The sequence below is a fragment of the Neobacillus sp. Fa239 genome, assembly GCF_055395235.1.
Map to the genome: position 1 here is coordinate 2,219,259 of NZ_AP041611.1, position 23,899 is coordinate 2,243,157.

At 38.2% G+C, this 23,899-nt stretch carries 21 protein-coding genes; 14 read left to right on the forward strand and 7 right to left on the reverse strand.

What is annotated here, in order from left to right; translation table 11 throughout:
- Window positions 1–279: 279 nt before the first annotated feature.
- A complete protein-coding gene (locus ACZ5XR_RS10585; RefSeq protein ID WP_464501617.1) occupies window positions 280–561 on the forward strand; it encodes a hypothetical protein in 282 nt (93 codons plus the stop codon).
- 203 nt (window positions 562–764) lie between these two features.
- Window positions 765–1,160 carry a VOC family protein gene (locus tag ACZ5XR_RS10590; RefSeq protein ID WP_464501618.1) on the forward strand — a complete coding sequence of 132 codons (396 nt, stop codon included), beginning with the start codon at window positions 765–767 and terminating at the stop codon, window positions 1,158–1,160.
- Between the two features lie 86 nt (window positions 1,161–1,246).
- On the opposite strand, the gene ACZ5XR_RS10595 is transcribed toward ACZ5XR_RS10590, so the two are convergent.
- The 3 genes from ACZ5XR_RS10595 to ACZ5XR_RS10605 are packed head-to-tail and all read right to left on the reverse strand — an operon-like array spanning window position 1,247 to window position 5,076.
- The gene (locus ACZ5XR_RS10595; protein ID WP_464501619.1) at window positions 1,247–2,335 is read right to left on the reverse strand and encodes a GerAB/ArcD/ProY family transporter; all 1,089 of its coding nucleotides are present in this window, start codon (window positions 2,333–2,335) and stop codon (window positions 1,247–1,249) included.
- A 16-nt stretch (window positions 2,336–2,351) separates the two neighbouring features.
- Window positions 2,352–3,548 (reverse strand): Ger(x)C family spore germination protein, encoded by a 1,197-nt coding sequence (locus ACZ5XR_RS10600; protein ID WP_464501620.1) that lies wholly within the window; start codon window positions 3,546–3,548, stop codon window positions 2,352–2,354.
- Complete coding sequence (locus ACZ5XR_RS10605) at window positions 3,538–5,076, reverse strand: spore germination protein (protein WP_464501621.1); 1,539 nt, start codon at window positions 5,074–5,076, stop codon at window positions 3,538–3,540. Before ACZ5XR_RS10605 ends, ACZ5XR_RS10600 begins: the two co-directional genes overlap by 11 nt.
- 256 nt (window positions 5,077–5,332) lie before the next feature.
- On the opposite strand from ACZ5XR_RS10605, the gene ACZ5XR_RS10610 reads away from it, so the two are divergent.
- Together ACZ5XR_RS10610 and ACZ5XR_RS10615 are read left to right on the forward strand one after the other, a co-directional pair.
- Window positions 5,333–6,658 (forward strand): glycosyltransferase family 2 protein, encoded by a 1,326-nt coding sequence (locus tag ACZ5XR_RS10610; protein WP_464501622.1) that lies wholly within the window; start codon window positions 5,333–5,335, stop codon window positions 6,656–6,658.
- Window positions 6,659–6,889: 231 nt separating this feature from the next.
- Entirely contained in the window at window positions 6,890–8,173 is a 1,284-nt protein-coding gene (locus tag ACZ5XR_RS10615; protein ID WP_464501623.1) for a hypothetical protein, read from the forward strand.
- 83 nt (window positions 8,174–8,256) lie between these two features.
- Here ACZ5XR_RS10615 and ACZ5XR_RS10620 read toward each other — a convergent pair whose 3' ends face one another.
- A complete protein-coding gene (locus ACZ5XR_RS10620) occupies window positions 8,257–9,291 on the reverse strand; it encodes a DUF3231 family protein (protein WP_464501624.1) in 1,035 nt (344 codons plus the stop codon).
- Between the two features lie 157 nt (window positions 9,292–9,448).
- Here ACZ5XR_RS10620 and ACZ5XR_RS10625 point away from each other — a divergent pair, with 157 nt between their 5' ends.
- The 4 genes from ACZ5XR_RS10625 to ACZ5XR_RS10640 all read left to right on the forward strand — a co-directional run bounded on the left by ACZ5XR_RS10625 (window position 9,449) and on the right by ACZ5XR_RS10640 (window position 13,718).
- Window positions 9,449–10,024: a GNAT family N-acetyltransferase gene (locus ACZ5XR_RS10625; RefSeq protein ID WP_464501625.1), complete on the forward strand. Its 576-nt coding sequence runs from the start codon at window positions 9,449–9,451 to the stop codon at window positions 10,022–10,024.
- A 137-nt stretch (window positions 10,025–10,161) separates the two neighbouring features.
- Window positions 10,162–11,526, forward strand: coding sequence for a spore germination protein (locus ACZ5XR_RS10630; protein ID WP_464501626.1), 1,365 nt, complete (start codon window positions 10,162–10,164; stop codon window positions 11,524–11,526).
- The gene (locus tag ACZ5XR_RS10635; protein ID WP_464501627.1) at window positions 11,527–12,627 is read left to right on the forward strand and encodes a GerAB/ArcD/ProY family transporter; all 1,101 of its coding nucleotides are present in this window, start codon (window positions 11,527–11,529) and stop codon (window positions 12,625–12,627) included.
- Window positions 12,624–13,718 (forward strand): Ger(x)C family spore germination protein, encoded by a 1,095-nt coding sequence (locus ACZ5XR_RS10640; RefSeq protein WP_464501628.1) that lies wholly within the window; start codon window positions 12,624–12,626, stop codon window positions 13,716–13,718. The genes ACZ5XR_RS10635 and ACZ5XR_RS10640 overlap by 4 nt, the downstream gene beginning before the upstream one ends.
- Window positions 13,719–13,882: 164 nt before the next feature.
- Here the strand turns inward: ACZ5XR_RS10640 and ACZ5XR_RS10645 are convergent, their stop codons facing one another.
- From ACZ5XR_RS10645 to ACZ5XR_RS10655, 3 genes are all read right to left on the reverse strand, one after another.
- On the reverse strand, window positions 13,883–14,179 hold the full coding sequence (locus tag ACZ5XR_RS10645) for a heterocycloanthracin/sonorensin family bacteriocin (protein WP_464501629.1): 297 nt from the start codon (window positions 14,177–14,179) through the stop codon (window positions 13,883–13,885).
- 350 nt (window positions 14,180–14,529) lie between these two features.
- Complete coding sequence (locus tag ACZ5XR_RS10650; protein ID WP_464501630.1) at window positions 14,530–15,126, reverse strand: polysaccharide deacetylase family protein; 597 nt, start codon at window positions 15,124–15,126, stop codon at window positions 14,530–14,532.
- Between the two features lie 229 nt (window positions 15,127–15,355).
- On the reverse strand, window positions 15,356–16,741 hold the full coding sequence (locus ACZ5XR_RS10655) for a sigma-54 interaction domain-containing protein (RefSeq protein WP_464501631.1): 1,386 nt from the start codon (window positions 16,739–16,741) through the stop codon (window positions 15,356–15,358).
- 193 nt (window positions 16,742–16,934) lie between these two features.
- On the opposite strand from ACZ5XR_RS10655, the gene pruA reads away from it, so the two are divergent.
- The 6 genes from pruA to ACZ5XR_RS10685 all read left to right on the forward strand — a co-directional run bounded on the left by pruA (window position 16,935) and on the right by ACZ5XR_RS10685 (window position 23,883).
- Window positions 16,935–18,503, forward strand: a complete 1,569-nt coding sequence (gene pruA, locus ACZ5XR_RS10660) for an L-glutamate gamma-semialdehyde dehydrogenase (RefSeq protein ID WP_464501632.1) — start codon at window positions 16,935–16,937, stop codon at window positions 18,501–18,503.
- Window positions 18,504–18,585: 82 nt separating this feature from the next.
- Entirely contained in the window at window positions 18,586–19,500 is a 915-nt protein-coding gene (locus ACZ5XR_RS10665) for a proline dehydrogenase family protein (RefSeq protein ID WP_464501633.1), read from the forward strand.
- A 99-nt stretch (window positions 19,501–19,599) separates the two neighbouring features.
- Complete coding sequence (locus ACZ5XR_RS10670; RefSeq protein ID WP_464501634.1) at window positions 19,600–19,746, forward strand: hypothetical protein; 147 nt, start codon at window positions 19,600–19,602, stop codon at window positions 19,744–19,746.
- A gap of 515 nt (window positions 19,747–20,261) precedes the next feature.
- Window positions 20,262–21,443 carry a cytochrome P450 gene (locus ACZ5XR_RS10675; RefSeq protein WP_464501635.1) on the forward strand — a complete coding sequence of 394 codons (1,182 nt, stop codon included), beginning with the start codon at window positions 20,262–20,264 and terminating at the stop codon, window positions 21,441–21,443.
- Window positions 21,444–21,708: 265 nt separating this feature from the next.
- The gene (locus ACZ5XR_RS10680; protein ID WP_464501636.1) at window positions 21,709–22,374 is read left to right on the forward strand and encodes an MIP/aquaporin family protein; all 666 of its coding nucleotides are present in this window, start codon (window positions 21,709–21,711) and stop codon (window positions 22,372–22,374) included.
- A gap of 501 nt (window positions 22,375–22,875) precedes the next feature.
- Entirely contained in the window at window positions 22,876–23,883 is a 1,008-nt protein-coding gene (locus tag ACZ5XR_RS10685) for a M28 family peptidase (RefSeq protein WP_464501637.1), read from the forward strand.
- Window positions 23,884–23,899: the final 16 nt, after the last annotated feature.

Here is a 23,899-nt window from a genome sequence, read left to right on the forward strand (position 1 = left end):
CACGATTCCTTTCCATAATTGAAAGTTCTTCTCCGCATGAAATGCAAATATCCATTAGCATTACTCCTTTCAAGGGAAGATATTATACATATATATGCGGAATTTATTTTAAAAATGAATAGTTTAATGGCCCATTTCTAAAAACTTCTTTCACAGATTTGTGATAATTATCACAGATACAAATATAGAGTCTCTGATAAAATACTATGTGTGAAAGATTTCACATTTTAAATTCGGAGACATCAAAATGTCAATTATATATATTTGGAAGTTTTATTAATGATAGATTTAATTGAGAACCATATGGAAATTTTTGCGGCTTGTATCGCTATTTGTATAACGATTGGTTTCTTAGCTTTAGATAAGATGGTATTACCGCTGATGACAAAGGGAATGGAAATGGCTTTATCCAATGCTTACTATCCATTCGTTCGTAAAAATGCAAAGAAGGTTGTTCCTATTAATCAACTTGAAATGAATAACAAAATGGAATCACCTATTAATGCACCTGTTTATTACGGTACTTTGAAACTTAAAGTATGGCATGAAGGGCAAATGTAAATGAGAAAAGTTAAGCGAATGAATGAGAGATACTGAATTCATTCGCTTAACTTTTTTATATGTCCCTTAAAGTGGCGCAGACATGAATGCAAATGATGATGATTGTATATTTTTCCATATTTTTCACGATAATAGAGAGGATTTTCGGTACAAACCAACGAAATGATAAAAGTGACAATTTTTATATAAAATAGGAGGCAAACATGGGAAGATTAGTACATTTCGAAGTGCATGTGGATGATATGGAGCGGGCAAAGAAGTTTTATGGTGAGGTATTCGGATGGACATTTCAGGATTGGAGCGATTATGCTGGAATGCCTTACTTTGGGGCCGTGACTGGGGATGAAAATGAACCAGGAATCAATGGTGCCTTAATGCAGCGTCAAAGTGCTCCGCCACAAGCAAACCAAGGATTAAATGGATTTGCTTGTACAATGGGAGTGGAAAATTACGACGGAACGGAAGCGAAAATTTTGGAACTTGGCGGCAAGGTTGCATTGCCGAAATATGCGCTGCCTGGAATGGCGTGGCAAGGATACTATATCGATACCGAAGGAAATATATTTGGCATTCATCAGCCAGATGCGAATGCAAAATAGGTGAAGAAAAGCATGGAAACTTAAATCACAGGCAGAATGTCTGTGATTTTTTTATTTTGAAAGGAAAGAAATGGTTAAAAAACGGACTAATGTTTTAGAAGCTTCTTAAACATGGCAATCCCTAACAACAGGATGGGGAGGACAATCTGAAAAGGAATGTTTACGTAAAAAGGGACTATTTTCAGCCCAATCTCAAGATGTCTTGTAAAATTGGGTGCCATATAGATCGACAACGCAAGCATGATCAAGCCCATTGGAATGGCTAGCTTGTTGGGTGTCTTCATTTTAAATAAATCGCCGATCCCAAGGACAGCACAATACAAGTAAATGGTCAGTTTGAAAAAGCCGAATATGACGGCAAAAACGACGACAAATGCATCCAACCGGGTAATGAAATTTGCGATATTAATGAGTGAGACGGATGTGAGAACAGGAAACGTCGAGCGTTCAACGATATTGGCCCCTAATGATGCAACATGAAGGGCTGCAGAAAGGGCCAACTGGAGTCCGCTGATCACAATAGCGATAAGTCCTGCCTTTTTCACGTGCCGAGTCTCGCTTAGAAGCGGGAAAATCATCGTAAAGGCAATCGTTTCACCAAATGGAAACGTTAGAACAGTAGGAAATAATGTTTTTAGAACAGGGCCAAACCCTTCTCCGAGCACGGGTTTCAAATTATGTAGATGAAAAATTTTACTAAATGTCTCAAACAACATTAAAAGAATGATGATGACGAAAATCGTAAAACAACAAATGATCGCTAAACGTCCGAAGGCTTTTAATCCCTGATGGACGGCATAGATGGAAATGAGGGCCATAAGCAGGCCAGCCGTGAATAGGGATGTTTCATTGTAGGCAACGATAATCAGCATCTCGGTAAAATCACGCATCACTCTGGCTGCTATATAAAGAAAGTATAAACAGTAAAGAAACCCAATGATCCAGCCAATGGGTTTCCCAACAATCCGCTGTGCGGCACTGGTAAGGGGGAGGGTGGGATATTGCTGGTACAAAAAAACATAAAGAAGAAACAGGCCGCAGCCTAAAACAGTGCCAATCAGCAGCACAATCCAGGCATCACGACCGGCATCTTTTGCTACATCGAGCAAGAGTGCACTGCCCAATTCAAACAAGACTATCAGGCAAAAAAATTGTAAAGTGTTAATTTTGTTCATGCGCACACCACCTTCCTTATTTTTCTTCTCTCAAAACAGAATTCGACCGCATGCCGGTTCCATTTATCGATAAGGCAACATGTACATGTACACGGGCTTTGGGTAATATTTGGGTTCTCCAATCCTTTGCATACTTTTTCCATTGTCTAGGATCGTTTTCATACAGGGTTCGGCCGACAGCAAACACATCACTATTGTATTTTTGGCTGATGGCAAACATCTCTTCTATATCCTTTTGCAGTGACTTCGAGGCTTTTTTTTCATACATTTTAATGGTGGCCATTTTGGTAAAATCCTGTTCGCACACCACTTCATCAATCACACCGGCTCCCTTTACTTCAAAAGTTATATCTGGTGTGTGATTTTTGAATTTCACCTTTGTTTTCATGCGGGCCTTACTGAGTGCCACGGATACATACTGATCTTTTCCACAAGAAACACTGATATTCGATCCCTTCAGACGATTATTGACCAATAAAAGGGCTCGTGCCTCTTTCCCCTCTACCCAATGGACCAGTCTTCCTTTGTGAAACAAGGCCATACCGTTTATGATCGGAACGGTAGGATGGGTTTGCTCCAAGTGCGTCATCTGATCCATATTCTTTGCGTCCGTGGGAAGATCGACACCGCTGATGGCCATATCGACTCCAGGATTTTCGACAATTTGCAGCGCCTCATTCACACTTGAATTGGCATTTTCCCCAAGTAATTTTTCTGTATTTTGCATTTTATTATTAATATCAAAACTCGGTATTTTGCTGGAGGGGGTAAGGGCATTTAAAACCGACTCCGCAGAATAATGCCGTGCAATGACTATCGGCGTCCCTACCCGGACCTTGGAGTCCCGTTCAAATACATCAAATACCTTTAATAGATTTTCCTTTGCTACCTTTTCACTTACGACTAGCATGATGATGTGACCATAGTAGCCCTCTCTTGTAATTTTCTTCGTATTATTTCTTGCCGCCTCAGACAACGTTTTTCCTTCCGACGTATAGTTAATCACCGGAAGTCCTTGACCAGCCCCCGAAGTACTAGAGGAGGAAGAAATTTGATTCGGGAGCATGCATTGAAAGGTAACCCGATATTTGTTACCTGCTTTATCAATCCCCATCCCGACGATAAACGTAACCCGATTGATTTCTGTGTAGCCATTGCAGCCTGAAAGAAAGAACATAAGGCATAAACAAATACTCCAAACTTTAAGTTTCATTTTGATCACCGTCCAACCGTTGCAGATTGGTTTCCTTAGCTGTTGCAGGCCGCTTGAACATAAAGGTCAAAGGAAAACGGAAGACGGCGTCTTTTTGTTCTTCAGCCACAAACGGGGCTATGGGCGTTAAGTAAGCCACTCCAAACGAGCTCAATTTGCAAAGGTGAAGTCCGACCGCAAATAAACCGATAAGGATTCCGTATAACCCGATGTAAGCGGCCATAATCATCATAATGAAGCGAAGAATCCTTGCTGTGATCGCAATGTTATAGTTTGGAACAGCGAAGCTTGCAATCGCTGTAGTGGAGACAACAATAATCGTGGAGGCAGATACAAATCCAGCCTGAACGGCAGCTTCCCCAAGGATAAGAGCCCCGACAATCGAGGCGGCCTGTCCGACAGCGCGGGGCATCCGAATACCAGCCTCACGTAAAAGTTCAAATGCCAGTTCCATGATCATCACTTCAATTATAAGCGGGAACGGAACCCCTTCCCGTTGTGCGGCAATACTGAATACCAATACCGTTGGAATCATTCCTTGATGATGAGTCGTCGCCGCAATGTAGAGGGAGGGTACGAGCAAGGATACAAAAAAAGCACAAATGCGCAGCATCCGAATTAAAGATCCAATGTCATAGCGCTGATAATAATCTTCAGGTGATTGAAAAAACTGCATAAATACAGTAGGTACAATCAAGGCAAAGGGGGTTCCATTGATCAGAATCGCCACTCTGCCCTCCAATAAGTTGGCCGTTACTACATCTGGCCGATCCGTATTGAGGATGGTCGGAAAGATGGTAAATTTGCTGTCTTGAATAAAGGATTCAATGTATCCAGATTCTAATACACTGTCGATTTTTATTGTCGACAGCCTTTGCTTCACTTCTTTAAGAGTATCTGGTCTTACAATTCCTTCTATATACATAATGACGACATCTGTTTGAGTCACTTTTCCAAGCTTAAGCGCATCCACACGCAAGCTTGAATTTCTGACCCGATTACGAACTAAAGAAATATTGGTTCGAATCAATTCGGTAAAACTGTCTTTCGGACCCCTGATGAGAACCTGTGTCGTTGATTCCTCTACAGAACGGCCATCTACATGATCGCAGCCGGCAATTAATGCCTCTTTGCATTGGTTTAACAAGATAACGGATCTGCCGGAGGCAACGGCTGCAATCACATCATACCAATCAGTCGTAGATGTTAATAAACTAACCGCAAGGGTATGATTTTTTAATTTATACAAAACCTTGTCGGCCTCTACAGGATGGTTGTTTGGATCAAATCCAAGAGCCATCAACGGATAGATAATGTCATCATTGATCGTTTTTGGGTCCGTCATGCTGCCAAGATGAACCACTGCTATTCCAAAGTCCAATTCACGGATAATTAGATCGATACATTCACCAAACTCTTTTTTCACTGACTCTAAGTTCGTATGTAAATCTTCGGAAATCATGATGGGTGCCGGTTTGTTTTCTTCAGGTTGATCCAGGCTGCTTTTTTTATAAAAGGAAAAATTCATGGTCGTCACCTTGATGTCATGTCATATAAAAATGTCATTTTATATATTTTCTTCCATTTCACGTGATTCAATTCCAGCAACTTTAAAGACGAGTAGGAAGTAGAAAAATGAGAAGGAGAAAAGTCAATAGGGGAAATGTCGGAAATTTCTTCATTAAAACTTTACGTTTTATTTATTTAAACTTAATTCACTGCCTATAGTTGCTTAATAATGGTCATGTATCCTATTAATATACCAATGATCAGGAGGACGAATAATGGAAATGATCAAGATCTTAGCAGCAATCGCTATAGGTTTGTACGCACTTATTACCTTATATGTGAACTTTAATACGGTCTATTATTTAATTTTAAGTCTATTTGGATTTGGCAAGGCCAAACGCGATTACCCATTAACTGAAGACGAAACAAGGTTTCTCATTTTAGTGGCTGCACACAATGAGGAGCAGGTGATTGGTTCGACCATTCAAAATCTTAAAGAAATTCGTTACCGAAAAGATCTTTATGATATTTATATTGTGAATGATAACAGTACTGACCGGACTGGAGAAATTTGTGAAGAGCTCGGAATGAACCATATCGACACCATCCATAAAATGTTTCCAAGGGAAGGAGTAGGGAAACCGGCGGGATTACAATACGCACTCCGTTATTTAGGTTTTAGCAGACTTCCTGAAAAATATGATTGTTTACTCATTTTAGATGCTGATAATCATGTCGATTCCGATATTTTAAAAGAATTAAATTCCCAGTATATCGCAAAAGGAAAGCCTGAAGCGATCCAAGCCTATTTAGATTCAAAAAATTCTACAACGTCGCTGTCTTTGGGCTACGCCACCAGCTACTATTTGTCTAACCGCTTCTTTCAGTTGGCAAAATATCGGGTTGGTTTAACCAATTCGATAGGGGGAACTGGATTCATCGTTCGCTTGGATTATTTAATGAAGCATGGGGGATTTCGCTTTGAATCCCTCACAGAAGATGTAGAGCTGGAAATGGAGATCGTTAAAGACAATGGCCGTGTACTATGGAATCATTTCGTGCGGATTTATGATGAGAAACCGGATAATTTAAAAATGAGTATTAAACAACGAACAAGATGGTCACAAGGACATTGGTTCGTTGCTTTTACGAATTACAAACCATTGCTTAAAAAAATGTTTACGGAAAAAGGAAAGTTTAAGATTCTTGATCAATTAATTTATCTATTTGGAATGACCCGTGCCATTCAAATGGTATTAGCTTTTGCCGGAATAATCGTCACCATTGGCTACCACACAGCTACAGGCCATATTCAGGCTGATACTCATTTATGGTCTAAATTTATTAATGTGATTCTTGGTTCCAGCATTTTGACTCTTGTATTGTTTACCTATCAGTTTTTAATTTGTATGCCTTACGCGGTTAAAACAGACAGCAAGCATAAATTCAACCTAATTTCCATGATTTTTTCCATTTTTTATTTTGGCTACACGTATATTTATGCCCAGTTTCTCGGATTAATCAAATGGCGTCAACAGCATACATGGGTAAAAACAACCCATTCCAAAACCATTGTCCATCACAAAAAAATAAAGGGATAATCCTTCCTTTGAATTTTACCGTTGAGAAAATATTTCTCAACGTTTTTTTTTATTAGGCTGTGTTTATTGGTAAATATTGATTTTTTATCTTTGCTAATTTGAGTGGAAATCAACTGGCACGATTAACACAGCCCTTTTTTTAATAAAACGGAAAAAGTGATGGTACGAATGGAACCAACTGGTCTAAGTACGGCGTACAATACACTGAGTAATAAAAGGAGGAGGTGCACCGTGACGGAATACCAATGGAACTTGAAAACGACGGATGAAAAATTAATAAAACGCCTTGAGCAGACGAAAAGCGAATTTGGCACCACCAATCATGGTTTGGTGGAAATCCTGTTGGATCTGCATCAACGCGAAAAAATAAAAGCGGGAGATCTCAAGAACATTCATCAGGCTACCTTAAAGGTGATTAGTGGGGATTTCCTGGCGTTGGATGATTTTACACGTGGTATGCAAAAAGTGTTTCTCGCGATGGTCGAAAAACTGGGAGTCCGAGAGTCGCAGGCTATCAAGGAAGCCGAAGTCTTAAAAAAACAGGTCAGCAGTTTAGTCGATAACCACACCGCTGAAATTATCAAAGTCAAGGAAGAAAAAGCAGCGGTCGAGCAGATGATGGAAATACTGCATCTAGAACATGAACGACTCTTAAAAGAAACACAGTTCTTCATTGCTAAAGAAGAGAGCCTAAAAGAAAAAATCTGTGAACAGGAGGAAGAATTAAGACAAAGGAATGATCGAATCCTTGAACTCGAAGCGGACATGGAGCCGATTGCCAAATTAAACGAGCAGCTGCAAAAGGACCTTGAACTGAAAAAAGAGGAATTGGTTAATGAACAATCGAACCATACTCATGCCATCGAGGACCTAAAGCTCAAACACGAAAAAGACGTCGAAGACAATATTAAAATGGCTAAGGAAACAGTCCAGAACGAATATGAAACGAAGATAGAAGCACTTCAAAATGAGTATGAAACGAAGATAGAAGCACTTCAAAATGAGTATGAAACGAAGATTGAAACGATCCAAAAGGAAAATGAAACGAAGATAGAAACAATTCAAAAGGAAAATGAAACGAAGATAGAAACGCTCCAAAAGGAAAATGAAATGATCCAAAATGAATGTCAAACGAAGATAGAAACAATCCAAAAGGAATGTGAAACGAAGATAGAAACGCTCCAAAAGGAAAATGAAGCGATCCAAAATGAATTTGAAACGCTTCAAAAGGAATATGAAAAGAAAATAGAAAAACACAAAAAAGTATTTGATTTGAAGATAGATTCCCTTCGTGAAACATGGATCACGATTTCGAAGAAAAAGGACTGGGAAGCAAGAGAAGATGAACGGAAGGCGAAAAAACAGATTGAGGAAATTCGGAAGGAATCCATGAAGGAACAAGAACGCCTAAATTTAGAAATCGAAAAACTACAGCATAAACTGAATGAAGCCCTCGAATTCGGAAGGGAGCTGCAGGTTGAATTAGAGGAAAATAAAGCAGGAAAAGTAGAATAAAAGCGCCGGCAAGGCGCTTTTTCTTTCTGTTTTATCCCATTTCTTTCAGGCGCCTTGGTGAACATAGGGTTGCGCCAATTTTCTCATTCAGCTGCTAGATTTTTTCTATCAACAGCTCTTGGCGGTTGTTCCATCCAACCTTTTTCAATGAAAATTTTTGCTGCATTCTCGACAAATTGGGAGATTTTCATTAACGATTTCGTATACATTAGCCCAATATCATGCCTCCCGTTTACAGCTGCTGAATTCCCAAACGCTCTTATCTTCATAGAAAACATATCCATTTTGTGGAATAGCATTAACTTGTCCGAAAAAGGAGAAAAAGTAGATGTTGTCACAAGATCGTCCAAAAAAGAGAGAGTAGGCAAATTTTCATCATGCAGCTTTTGCATATAGTCTTCAATATTTGTGGTGGTCGTTTCCCTGCCCCACTCAAACAACTTCCGAATCTTTTCATCTTTAACAACTTGTGCAAATGCCATAATGAGTGCTTTACTCGTAACGTTATTTTCAATATTATCGTAAAGATGACAAATTTCTAAAGCATGCAAAGAACGCACATGTCCGAAGAAACCATTTAAAAAGTCCTTATGAACAAACTCCACCTTTTCAGGTATTGGAATTAATGGAGGTTTATTGTTCAGCCCCTTATTCATTTCTATTTCATTGATTTGCTCCATTAAATCCATTGTGGCTTCCATGCAATACCGAAAAAATTCTTTAACGTCCTTTCTAAAAACAAGTGGTATAGCAATGCTATAGATACTCATTCCAGCTTTTGCTACGTATTTCAAATAATGAACATAGTATTCATCTTGAAATAAACGGGGAGCACCAAGGTTTACGTCTTCTTCTCCAAATCCTTTAGGAATGGGGAAGTTCTCCTTTTCGAAAATACTCTTAGTTGTTTCCATGAATTCTAGGCTTAATTTTAATGCGTTTTCTAATAGAGTTCTTATATCCTCATCATCAACATGATGAAGGTAATAACTTAATATGCATTTTGACATGCTGTTTCCCATATAGGTCGCCCAAAGTTTACCCATTTCGGCAGAAGTTAATTGTTCGCTAGTCTCTTCTTTGTATGAATTTAATTTAATCGGCTTAATCGTTTTCATGGTTATTCCCTTCTTTCACACTTTTGTTTAGTGTCCCCTTTTTTTGGAATCATACTCAATTTATGAGATTCAAAAGATAATTTGGTATTAATTATAAAAATCAACACATACTTCTCTTATATTCAATTTCTAGGAAACAATATAAGGGAGTAAATCTATGCATTGGTATGAAAAATTAAATCAGTATTTTCCGGTTGAAGAAATGAAATCCAAAGAACATATGGAAACACTCCTAAAAGAGCGTTCTAACATATATCATAAGGATGAGGGGCCCAATCATGTCCTTATGTATGCGGAATTTGATACATTTATCTTTATTGATTACCTGTTCGTTTCGAAAAATGCCCGAGGTCAGGGGCTTGGTCATAAACTGATGGAAAAAATGAAACGCAAAGGAAAACCAATCCTCCTGGAAGTAGAACCAGTTAACTATCAAGACAGTGATACCGAGAAAAGGCTGCATTATTATAAACGGGAAGGGTTCGAGCACGCCCACTCCATTGGTTATCGAAGACGTTCGCTGGCGACAAATGAGGTGAATGATTTAGAAATACTCTATTGGTCACCGTCCAATGAGTCTGAAGAAATGATTTTTGAAGCGATGAAAAAAACCTATGATATGATTCACACTTATAAGGATGAACACTTCTATGGAGAATCCTATCAGCCCGTTCATGAAGTATTAACCTTTCATAAAAAGCCTTTAAATGAAAATATATTGGATAATCTATAAAAAAGTAATTTTGAGCCTGGTAGGGAATACTAGGCTTTTACTTATATATTGATATGATACGACAACTCTGGAGACCCTGATATATTTTATTAAATCTCGAAAGTGCATTTATTTTCATGCATAAAAGGTGAGTACGGATGAAATATCAAAGTGAAGTAATTAACCATTTAAAGCAACAATTTCAGGAAACAAGAGATTTCATTGTTCATTCATTTGAATATTACAATCAGGAAATTTATTTGGTATACCTTCAAAATTTGTGTGATGCGGAAAAAATAAAAAGTGACATTATCCAGCCATTAATGATGTGCGAAAAAGAAAGTAAATTTAAATTACATCTGTTATCGTTAACCTCCAGTAAAGAAATTCAGCATCATGAAGACCTTGAAGGGTTATTAATCGAAGGAAATGTTCTCATTTTTATGTCAAAATCTATTTACTCCTATAAAGTGACCCAGGTAGTAAATAACAAACCTGAAGAAGCAAGCGTCGAAATGTCTGTACAGGGTCCCCAGAAAGCATTTACTCAGGATTTAGATACGAATATTTCTCTAGTCCGAAATAGATACCCATCTAACAAGTTAAAGGTAGAATATCAAGTCGTTGGGAGCATCTCCAAGACGAAAATCGCCTTGATTTATGACGTAGATTATGCCGACCTGAAAGTTTTAGACCAATTAAAGGGTCTTCTGAATAAAGTGGATAAGGATGTAATACAAGCGGCGGGGGAATTAGATAATGCACTTATGAAAGGAAAATTCCGCTTATTCCCAGCTTTGATGATTACGGAAAGACCAGATCGGATTGCACTGAATCTTTCCCAAGGCAAAATTGTCATTTTAATCAATGGCACACCATTCACTCTCAGTCTTCCAGCTGTTTTCTTTGACTTTATGTCTTCCATGGATGATTTATATCATGCCTACTGGGTAAAGAAGCTCATGTTAATCGTTAGATATGTGGCTCTTCTTATCACGCTGATTTTACCTGCCTTATATGTTGCACTTACATCTTTTAATCCTGAAATATTAAGATCACAACTTACCTTAACGATGGCAGGAAGTAGGGCTGGAGTACCATATCCATCTTTTTATGAGGTTATCTTTATGATGTTAGCGGTCGAAATGCTCATTGAAGCAAGTATTAGACTTCCGAAGGCGATAGGGCCGACAGCCACAACAGTAGGTGGTCTTATTCTAGGGCAAGCTGCCCAACAGGCAGAACTTGTGAGCTCCATTATGATTATTGTTACTGCATTTGTAGCGATTGCCAACTTTACGATTCCCATTAATGCCATGAGTTTTGCTATTCGATGTGTAAGGTACCCATTACTTTTATTAGCATCCTTTTTTGGAATAGTTGGTTTGGTAGCAGGAATAATTGTAACAATATGTGTTTTAGTTGATATGCGAAGTTTTGGCACACCTTTTTTAGCTATCAAATGGGGGACTTCAAAAAAAATAGAAGCGATAAACGAGAATTCGAAGGAGGGGCATCATTAGTTGGTACGCCATTTCTATTATATTGTTCTATTAACCATGATGTTGAACATCATCCTAAACGTACCATCTATCTTGATCCAAGACCGCTTTCACGGTGCAATTATGTCCATGTTGATAAGCGTCTTGCTAGGTGGAATTTTTATATACCTGTTTACAATAGCAATGAGCAGGTTCCCTAATAGAGGGCTGCCTGAAATTTTCCATGACAAGCTTCCAGCTTTTATTCGAATCCCGTATCTAGCCTTTTTAGGTATCATGTGGATGGCATCTGGTGCATTTGCCTTAATTGCATATAGTTATGTGATAAAACTTTATCTTAGCCCTGATATGAATTTGAAAGTCATCTTGTGTTTTCTTCTCATGGTGATTATTTTTGGTGCTTCTAAAAAGACAGATTCCATCCTTTATTTAATCGAAATCATTGTTTTAGTTACTGCTCCATTAGTCGCCTTCATTTTATTTAAATCGTTAACAAGTAAGTATTTTTATACTGTCCACATTTTAAGGATGCTTCATTATGTATGGCAATTCCCTAGTTATAGTTCGATCTCTGCTGCTACATATGTGTTTATCGGTTATATAAATTTGGCTATCATTAATCGTTATATTGATTCTAAAAAGGCTATTAAGTTTCTTTGGGCGCTTCCTTTAATTGGATTTTTTGTTTTTTGTTCTTCCTTTTTTATTCCAATTGCATTTTTAGGGATTAACGGAGTAAGTGAAGTTGTATTTCCTTGGATATTCATATCGGATTCCTTGAGGATGGAATTTGGTTTCATTGAAAGGGTTCTTTTTTTGATTCTATGCTTGTACCTTTTATTGATTCTCCTGTTTGGAATCGTAACTTGGCATATTGGACTAAAACTTATAGAAGGAATGTTTATTAATAAAAATATCTTGAAACCGAACAAAAAGAAAAGAAGCAAGCTTTTTAGCTTTACATTCTTGACATTTGTGGGAATCCTTACCGAGATCCTCCAATCTGTAACAAATCAAAGGGAATTTTTTGATGTTGTAAGAATATGGCTAAACATTCGCTTTCCTGCTGAATTAATGTTAGTAGCCTTCGTTTTTTTCCTATCTAGGAGGCAAAAAACATGAAGTATTATTTGATCATCATTTTTATCCTATCCGCATTTATCTTAACTGGCTGCCAGTATAATGATTTGGACAAACGTTTCTTTGTAGTGGCAATTGGAATCGATAAGTCTAAAAATGAAAAAAATCCATACCGTGTTTTGGTGAAATTAACAATCCCCTCCGCCCAGGTCCAACCTGGGAAATCGGATTTTCAAATTATTTCTCAAGATGCAAATTCTATCCCTGAAGCCCTTAGAGTTATCCAGTCATTAGTTGATAAAAAATTAGATTTCGGTCATTGCAGGGTGCTAGTTTTAAACGAGAATCTTCTACATCAAGATCAACTAGAACTAATGAAGTGGTTTGTTAAACGTCCTGATATACAAGGAATATCGTATGTCGCAGTTGGAAAGCCGTCAGCTAAAGAAGTATTATCCTGGAAAGTGAAATCAGAGAGATTGCCTGCTAATGCTCTTGTGTTAGCTTTTAATGAAATTACAAATAACTCCCCGTATGTTATGTCTGAAATTCTAAATGATTACTACATGAGATTAAGAGAGGATGGAATAGATCCTTACCTACCGATTATAGAACCAATAAAAGGTTCTTATCGAATTAATACTTCTGTATTGTTTAAGGGAAGAGAAGTAAAAGCTGAGTTAAATCGAGATGAAACTCGTGTTTTAAACGAACTTTTAAATCCTGAAAAAACAACATTAATAGATGTTGGGAAAGGAGAAAATCAATTTTTTGTCGATGCTGAACACACTAAGACTGATATGGATATAGTTGTACCGAAAAAAGGCAAGCCTTATGTGGATGTCAATATAAAGATACAAGGGTTTGTTGAAGAGTCAGATAAGAACCTGTTTCAAATGAAAAAAATAAAAGAGTATGAAAAAAAAGCATCGACATTAATTAATTTAAGAATTAAGAATTTCCTTGAACATCTTCAAAAATTAGGGGTAGATCCACTTGGTTTAGGTTTAAAGTACCAGGTGAAAAATGGAAATTCAAAGGATGCAGTGAATAAATGGAAGGTCATATACCCTAACCTTGAATTTCATGTAAATTCAAAAGTGAAATTAAAAGGCACAGGGGCTATGTATTAAAATAGAGTGGTTGAGTGTTGTTTCAGATATGTTATAATCTCGGTGAAAATGCGTGGTAAATACGTTTAAAAAGGGAAGCAGCATGCTGCTTCCCTTTTTAAACGTCCTATAGAGGAAAGAATATAGGAATACCCCTAGGCAGAACCAGCAGTGGCACATTCTTTTTATACAAAACCGATACCAAGTCCTGAACAAGCACCACCAAAACCAAAACCGCCACAGCCGCCACAGCCACCACAGCCGCCACAGCCACCACAAGCGCCAGCAAGTAAACCTAATCCTAAACCTAAACCTAATCCACCTAATCCGCCGAAGCATCCCCCACATCGGAATCCTCCACAACCAAATCCACCGCAACGCCGTGAATCTTCTAGAAATTGGTGAGGACCTATTGGAATAACCTCTCCAACTTGGTAATTATCCAAGCCCAACATCTGTAATCCATTTGGAAAATTTTGCACATTTATCCCCCCCATAGAATATATAAAATATGTTAAAACAGATATTTGAACAGAGAGTGTCATTAAGATAATTTTTAGTTCTGTTAGATAAACCATCAAATACCTCAGGTACTCTCTTCAACAAAGTATGATTCAAAGTAGGTCACTGTTACTGATTTAGATGCCTATTTCAAAGCCACTGTATGCCTATTTTCTACGGGAAACTTAGAGTTGTTTTAAACTGGAACAGGGGTATGAACATCAATATTCTGTAAAAATTGCCGTTTTTTTCGATAGCGTTTCAATGATTTCTGCGCATTTTCATCCGCCAATATGCCTTTAATTTTGCCATCCAATGAAAAAACTATTTTTTATATCTTAAACGCTAATTGATGAAACTCCGGAACGGTTACAAACTGATAATTTTTTTCCTGCAAATAGTGAATGATTTGAGTCAAAGATCCAACAGTTTGATCTCGAGGTCCACTGCCGTGTTGATCCCCATCATGCATGACAATAAGACTATGACTTTGTAATCCATTAAAGATATGCTGCATTACGGCACTAGCTGATTTCTCACGCCAATCCTGACTATCTACATTCCACAGTACAGAAGTCATCCTCATTTTTTTAATAACAATTTCATTATCATTATTAATTGCACTATAGGGAGGCCGAAAAAGATATGGAGCTTTTCCTATTAACTTTTTTATCAGAGAATTGGTTGATTTAATTTCACGCCGCAATTCACCTTTGGAAAGCGTCGTAATATTAGGATGATTCCAAGTATGATTTCCGATTACATGTCCTTCTGCGTGTATGCGTTGTACTAGATCAGGGAATTTTTTAGCTTCTGAACCAGTGACAAAGAATGTAGCAGGGACATTGTATTGTTTTAGAATATCCAAAATATAAACGGTAAAAGGCGATGGTCCGTCATCAAAGGTCAATGCAACATAATTAGTCATTTTGTACACCCTTTCTTATCATAACAAGATACAATGAATAGCGATTCGAAAGCATTTTTTCTTCCCTTTCGAAATGGCTATTACAGTATATGGGGGTTGTATCAAAACGGACCAATTGAAGGCGATGTATTTCCTTTAAAGATAGCTTAATACACATTTGATTTGGAAAGCGTAATTACAATATTTGAAATGTCTCATATTTCAACAAATGTTTTTTCCGCTATTATTTTTATGTTAGTTCAATCCTATATTTTTTGATTTTTTTATAGAGTGTGGCACGAGACATTCCTAATTCTTTTGCAGTAATACTTTTATTTCCATATGTGCGTTTGAGAGCCAGAAGAATGCTCTCTTTTTCAAGCCGTTCTTTCTCAAGTGAAAGTGTTAACGGTGCGGTAATAATTTCTTGATGACCCTCTTGGAATTGAGGCAAAAGTTTAGAAATCTCGCCATCTTCAATTTCTTCTTGGTCATTTAAGACTACCAATCTTTCTATTACATTATGCAATTCTCGAACATTACCGGGCCAGTCGTACTGAGAAAATCGTCTATACGTTTCATTTTGTAATTTTGGAATCGATTTTCGATATTTATAAGAAAGTTCTTTTAAAAAAATATTAACTAAATAAGGAATATCATCTAATCGTTCACGTAGTGGAGGAATTTGAATGGTGATAACGTTTAAGCGATAAAATAAGTCTGACCGAAATCTTCCCTCTAAAACCATTTGATTTAGAGTACGATTCGTCGCGGCGATTATTCGTACATCCAACTTTTTCGGGGTTCTCCCGCCGATTCGATAAATTTCTTTTTCTTGTAATGCTCTTAGGAGTTTTACCTGCATATCCAAAGGAAGTTCACCGACTTCATCTAAGAATAATGTTCCCCCATTGGCTAACTCCATTTTTCCCGGTTTGCCCCCTTTTGCTGCTCCTGTATAGGCTCCATCCTCATAACCGAATAGTTCACTTTCAAATAAAGCATGAGGAATGGCCCCGCAATTTATAGCGATAAAAGGTTTATCTTTACGTAAGCTATCTTCATGGATTGCCTGTGCAAATAATTCCTTCCCCACACCGCTTTCTCCATTAAGCAAAACAGTAGCGTCAGTTTTAGAGACTTTTTTTGCATCATAAATATTTTGTTGAATGACCTGATTATTTCCTTTGATTTTGTCAAAGGGATTTTCAAGTTTGGAGTGGTTAATTTGTTGTTTAAGTTGTTGGAGTTCTTTTGTTGTCGATGAAAGTTTTTCGTTTAATTTAATTGTAGTAGTAATATCCTTTTCAATTGAAAAGCTGCCAATTAGTTCATTTTTTTCATTATAAATAGGAGCAGATTGGATTAATACATGCATATCAGGTCTGGGGATGTGATACATATTTTCGACTGGCTGCTTGGTATAAAGGACCTGAAGATTGATAATGTCATCTTGATGAAAGAATTTGCGGATATTTTTCCCAATAATTTCGCTTTTTTTTATATTATAGGTCTTTTCGGCGGCCTCATTCCAATAGATGATATCACCTTTTGTATTAATGATCGAAATGGCCCCATCTATTTTGGATAACAAGGTATTTAGAGTATGAACGGCAAAAGAGTCTGCGGGTTTCATAGAATTCCTCCAAAATATATAAAGTAAGTGTTTAACATTTAAACACTAGGTATACAGTTTTGTTTACTAAAGGATACAGTATTTGAGATTCCTTGTAAATGAAACATCAAGAAAATTAGAAATTACCTGATTCTTGTGATTGGCATAGTTCTTGCAATATAAGAGGTAACGGTTATCAAAAGGAGAGAAACATATGAATATAAAAGAATTAGTCAAAGTATCCGAGTACAAACACGAACCATTTACCGATTTTACACTTGAGGAAAATAAAAGAGATTTTGAAAAAGCGTTAGAAACTGTACAAGCGGAGCTTGGAAAAGAGTACCCGCTTGTCATTGGTGAAGAATTTATTACTACGGAAGAACAAATTGTCTCCATTAATCCAGCGAATAAGGAAGAAATTATTGGGCGAGTTTCAAAAGCAAATAAAGAATTAGCTGAAAAAGCGATGCAGGCTGCACGATCTGCCTTTAACTCATGGAAAGAAGAAGATCCCGATGTGCGCGCCAACATCTTATTCCATGCAGCAGATATCATCCGCCGCCGTAAACATGAGTTTTCAGGGTATCTAGTTAAAGAAGCTGGAAAGCCGTGGAAAGAAGCGGATGCCGATACAGCAGAGGCTATAGATTTTCTTGAGTTCTACGCACGGCAAATGCTGAAGTTAAAAGCCGGAGTGCCAGTACAAAGCCGTAAAGGAGAAGTTAACAGCTTTCATTATATCCCACTTGGTGTTGGAATCATTATTTCACCATTTAACTTTCCATTAGCTATTATGGCTGGTACAGCTGCGGCAGCGATTGTTGCAGGAAACACCGTTCTTCTAAAGCCAGCAAATAATACCCCAATAGTGGCAGCGAAATTTGTGGAAGTAATGAAAGAAGCAGGTCTACCTCAAGGTGTGCTTAACTTTATTCCGGGAAGTGGCGCAGAAGTCGGCGATTATCTAGTGGATCATCCTAAAACACGTTTTGTCTCATTTACTGGTTCCCGCGAGGTTGGCTGCCGTATATATGAGCGTGCTGCTAAGGTACAGCCTGGCCAAATTTGGTTAAAGCGAGTCATTGCTGAAATGGGCGGAAAGGACACCGTCGTAGTAGATAAGGATGCAGATTTAGATTTAGCTGCATCTTCGATTGTTTATTCAGCATTCGGCTTTTCAGGGCAAAAATGTTCAGCCGGTTCCCGTGCAGTCGTACACCAGGATGTATATGAGGAAGTACTTGAAAAAGCTGTAGAATTAACGAAGACGTTAAAAATAGGGAATCCAGAGGATATCCAAACATACATGGGACCGGTTATTGATCAAGCTTCTTATAACAAAATTAGAAAATATATCGAAATTGGAAAAGAAGAAGGACGGTTAGTAACGGGTGGAGAAGGAGATGACTCCATAGGGTACTTTATACAACCCACCATCTTTGCAGATGTAGACGAAAAAGCACGCCTCATGCAAGAAGAAATCTTTGGACCTGTTTTAGCCTTCTGTAAAGCACGAGATTTTAACCATATGATGGAAATCGCAAATAACACAGATTATGGCTTAACTGGTGCGTTAATTTCGAACAATGATGACCATATCGAGCGGGCAAAGAAAGAATTCCATGTGGGGAATCTTTATTTCAACCGGGGTTGTACAGGAGCGATCGTGGGATACCAGCCGTTTGGCGGCTTTAACATGTCTGGTACTGATTCGAAAGCAGGGGGACCAGATTATCTGATTCTGCACATGCAAGCAAAAACAACGAGCGAAGTACTATAAGAAGCGGTGTGGCAACGTTTTTACGTTGCCCTTGATAAATTAGGAAAACTCAAACAGAGCCTATCATCTAGGGGGAGAATTTATGTTAGCAGAGGTTTCAAAAAATATATTTCTATACGCTTCCCAAAATAAAGGGTTAAATAAGGCAGCTAAAAAGTGGGGACTTCGATTTGGGGCTTCACAGGTAGTGGCGGGAGATTCCATTGATAGCGCGATTAAAAAGGTACAAGAATTAAATAATAAAGGCTTGGTTTGTACGCTGGACCATTTAGGGGAATTCGTCTTTAGCAAAGAAGAAGCGGCAGAGGCGGTCGATTATAATGTCAGAACATTAGAAGCGATTGCCAAAGCCGGAGTAAACAGTAGTTTATCCGTTAAAATGACCCAGCTGGGGCTCGATATTGACCGGGATTTTTGTGTGAGGAATATGCGCCGAATTCTTGAGACTGCCAAGAAACACAATAATTTCGTCCGCATCGATATGGAAGATCACGAACATTGTCAAATGACGTTAGATATCCTAAGAGAACTGCGGCAAACTTATGATAATGTAGGAACGGTGATTCAAGCCTACTTATTCCGCGCTGAACAAGACATAAAGGATTTAAAAGGGATATCCCTTCGGTTAGTGAAAGGTGCTTACAAGGAATCTCCTGAAGTTGCTTTTCAGGAGAAAGAGGAAGTGGATAAAAATTATCTACGAATTATCGAAGAGCATTTGCTGAGCGGAAGCTATACCGCGATTGCTTCCCATGATCATCGTATCATTGCGAGCGTAAAAGAGTTCGTCCAAAAACATGATATTCCCCGTGACCAATTTGAATTTCAGATGTTATATGGTTTTAGAACAGACATGCAACAGAGCTTGGTTAAGGAAGGGTACAAAATGCGCGTTTACGTGCCTTTCGGTAATGATTGGTTCGGATATTTTATGCGCCGGTTGGCAGAAAGACCTCAAAATGTAGCATTTGCTCTTAGAGGACTCTTTTCCAAGTGAAGGATGGAGCAATTATAAAGAAATGTAGGGTTTGGAAAGGAAATATCGCAATCTATTTCATAAGTCTAAAAAAATCTTTTAAATGTGGAGGAAATTTTCATGTGGATCATCACTGTCCATTCCGAGGACAACATCAAAATGTTTGAATTTGAAACTGAAAAAGGAGCAAAGCTAACTTTTGAAAGAATGCAAGGCTGTAAGATTCTTTCCCACGTGATTTATTACAATGATGATTTTTTGAGTTAAATCTTCACTCCATTTTGGTTTAAGGAAAAAAGAAGAAGGTATCATGCATGTAAGACCACTTTGCTTCTTTAGAAGAATGATCAAAATGAAAAGTTAAATAATTATTTGGTACATGTCCAGTCACTTTCAGTTTTTGGACATACCTTATTTGTACAACCAAAACTTTTTTCCTCTTAAGGCATTTGCTGATTGCAAATGCTTCTTTATTTTTATGGTTATGAGAATTTTTATAAAACGGATTTATGAGAAATCATTATGCCATATTGGCTGAGGCATGGATTGTTGAGGGAGGTGAACGGGTTTGAAATAAGAAATTTGTAAACAGGAAATTTGAATTTTAATCCTTTCAGCGTTTCCTTCTTATAAAAATAGACTAGTTGAAGAAAGATTAATCTGCAGGTATTATTTCTACCGTTTAATAAGTACATAGTTACAAATTAAACCGCATAAATTGTATGGTTACATAACTTATCCAATAAGGAAATACCTAATAGTGTATTTTAGGGGGAATCAAGATGGAGGAACAAAGAATTAGCTATGGACTGCTAGTACGACCAAGAGGCTTGGATGAAACAAACTCACCATATGAATGGTATAAAAAGATGCGAAACAACACTCCGGTATCGTTTGATCCTGTTCGGAATTGCTGGGATGTATTTGGTTATGAGGATGTCCAAATGGTTTTACAAAATTACAAGCAATTCAGTTCAAAAAGAAATGGGCTTTTTCCAACCTTACTGGATTTGGATCCTCCAACCCATCGCAGATACCGCAATATTGTCAGCAAGGCATTTACACCAAAAGCCATACAAGAGCTTGCACCGAGAATTACGGCGATTACACATGAATTATTGGCCTCGGTAAGAGGAAAACGCGAGATTGATATTGTCACGGATATCGCTTATCCACTACCTGTAATCGTGATTGCCGAAATGCTAGGTGTACCGAGCGAGGACCGCGACATGTTTAAAGAATGGTCTGATATCATCGTAACTGGTACACAAACCCAATCTGCTGAGGAGATGAACCAGCTCATTGTCGAACATGGCAAAGCACTCTTAGACCTGAAAACATACTTTAAACATATAGTTGAAAAAAGGCGATTTGACTCTACCAACGATATCATCTCGACTTTAATCGCGGCTGAAGTGGATGGAGAGAAATTATCGATGGAAGAATTATTAAACTTTTGCTTCCTTCTTCTTGTCGCAGGGAATGAAACAACTACAAATTTAATAACGAATACCATGCTTACTTTGTTTGAGCATCCGGATATCCTAAACCAATTATATAAAGACCATTTTCTTATTCCGGCAGTCATTGAAGAATCCCTTCGCTTTCAGCCTCCCGTTCACGGCATGAATCGCTTCGTTACGGAAGATATGGAATTTAAAGGGATGAACTTGAAAAAAGGGCAGGAAGTCATGGCCTGGATTGGTTCGGCAAATCGAGACGAAACCGTTTTTGCAAACCCGGACGTTTTTGAACTCCATCGGACACCAAACAATTATCTCTCTTTTGGAGCGGGAGTACACTTTTGTCTCGGATCGCAGCTGGCAAAATTAGAAGCGAATATATGCATGAGCGAGATGCTGAAGGTACTGCCAGCAATGAAATTGGATTCAACCAAACCTCTTCGTTTGATACCTAGTACATTTGTGTATGGATATAAAGAGCTTCCTGTTTTTGTAGGATAAAAGAAGATTTAATAAAAGTGCCCCAAAAGCAGCTTTTTTGGGGTACTTTTTTTAGTGAAAAAAAAGAAGTTAAAATAAGTTTTATTTGTAACATAATTGTCATATATTCATAGTAACTTAGAGCTCTAAGGCAAGAATCAATTTTTGTGACCTTAAAATTTCATATTTTGCTTGCGGATCCGGTAAGGCAATGTTTAAATACCCTACAAACTGACCCATATTCTTTGCAAACTGATGCTTTAACAACTTGTGAGGAGGGAATTTTATGTTGAAAAAGGGGATTGCTGAATTTATTGGTACTTTTGTGCTGGTCTTATTCGGAACGGGAACGCTTGTTTTAGGCGGCGGAGTCAATGGAATTGGCACTTTTGGAATTGGTCTGGCCTTCGGTTTATCGCTGCTCGTTATGGCCTACAGTATCGGATCCATTTCAGGGGCCCATTTAAACCCGGCTGTATCGATTGCCATGTATGTAAACAAAAGAATAACTGGCAGTGAGCTTGTTGGTTATGTTGTCGCACAAGTTTTAGGTGCTTTTTTAGGAACGGCTATTTTAGATGCTTTCTTAAAATTATCAAAGATGTCAACAGCAAATGTTGGTCAAAATACCTTTACCCATCTTGGAACATCGGGTGCTTTATTAGTGGAATTTATTTTATCATTCGTCTTTATTCTAGTGATTATGATGGTAACGGGTAAAAGAGGGAACGCAGCTTTCTCCGGACTTGTCATTGGTTTTACCTTGCTGTTAGTTCACTTATTAGGAATTCCATTGACAGGATCTGGGGTTAACCCTGCACGCAGCTTGGCACCAGCTGTATTTGCTGGCGGGGATGCTCTTTCTCAATATTGGGTATATCTTGTTGCCCCAATTGTAGGCGGTATCGTTGCAGCGATTGTTGCAAAATATGTGTTAGATTCCGAAGATTAAGTTGAAAGTCGCTGCTTTGTGGATTTGACAGGCAAATAACAGAATGACTGTTTATTTTAGGGAGCAAAATCGTATTGATTTTGTTCCCTTTCTAGTTATTGTCATTCCATCCCAGTTCGGAAGGGCAATAGGAGCTGCTCTTATTTACCCTGAAATGGTTTTTCGTGTCTGCTCGGTCAATAGGAGCCGCTCTTATTAACCTAGAAGTGGTTTTTCGTGCCTGTTCGGTCAATAGGAGCCGCTCTTTTTTACCTTGAAGTGGTTTTTCGTGCCTGCTCGGTCAATAGGAGCGGTCCTTAATTACCTTGAAGTGGTTTTTCGTGCCTGCTCGGTCAATAGGAGCCACTTTTATTTACCTTGAAGGATTTTAACGTGTCTGTTCGGGCAATATGAGCTGCTCTTAAGTACCTTGGGCCCGCGCATTGCCATCATTTGAATTACATCCTTATTTACTCATTTTTATAGAAAAAAACACCATTACCTGGCGAAGGAGGGGAAGGGGTGAAAACAGAATATATCCGCCTTATTCAAAAGCTTTCCGACCCAAGCCTGGAAGGGCGTGTTCCTGGCACAAAAGGCCATGATACTGCAAAAAATCTTATTTTAGAACAGTTTAAGAGATTGTCCTTAACCCCTTTATTTGATACGGAATGGGAACAATCCTACACGGCTTTCAATGGACAGATTGGCCAAAACCTCTTAGCCTGTAGAAAGGGGATTGAAGATAAATGGCTGCTTTTGGGCGCGCATTATGATCATGTAAGGGGCTGCCCAGGTGCAAATGATAATGCAGCGGCGATTGGGATTTTATTATCAGTCATTGATTCATTGAAATCTGCCAAATTAAATATTACGATTGTATTAGCGTTCTTTGATATGGAAGAGCAACGATACTTCATGACCAATAGCATGGGAAGTATTCAATTTTATCATCAGTCTCTAAGACAATTGGACTACGATCAATTTCTTGGCACGTTGATCTTAGACTTATGCGGTCATAATGTTCCTGTAAAAGGACGTGAAAATGCTTTGTTAGCGGTCGGAGCTAATTCATCTCCACTGCTTTCAAAATCGATGGAAAGGGCTCAAGGCAATATAAAGGATCTCCAAGTCTATCGGTTAAAAAGCCGAGAATTTTATTATTTATCCGATCATTACATCTTTGATATCAACAAAAACCCGAACTTATTTATTACTTGTGGTCATGACCCCCGCATGCATACCCCGAAAGATACCTTTGAAAACCTTAATTTAAAGAAAATCGAAGCGGTCACTGACCTTGTAAAACAGACGGTTCTGAATATCAACTCGGATTTTGAGGGAAACAGCTATCCTCCATTTAATCGTGAAGCGGAAGCCGCTGAGCTGGGACGCTTTTTAGAAGTGGAACTAGGTCCTCATCATAATCTTGATCTCATCTGTCAAGTGCTATTGAAAGAATTAAAGAAAGGTCAACCGACCGATCTTGGGAGAATCAGATATATGATGAAGGCTTTGCGGATTCTTTAATAATGTTAAGCCGCAG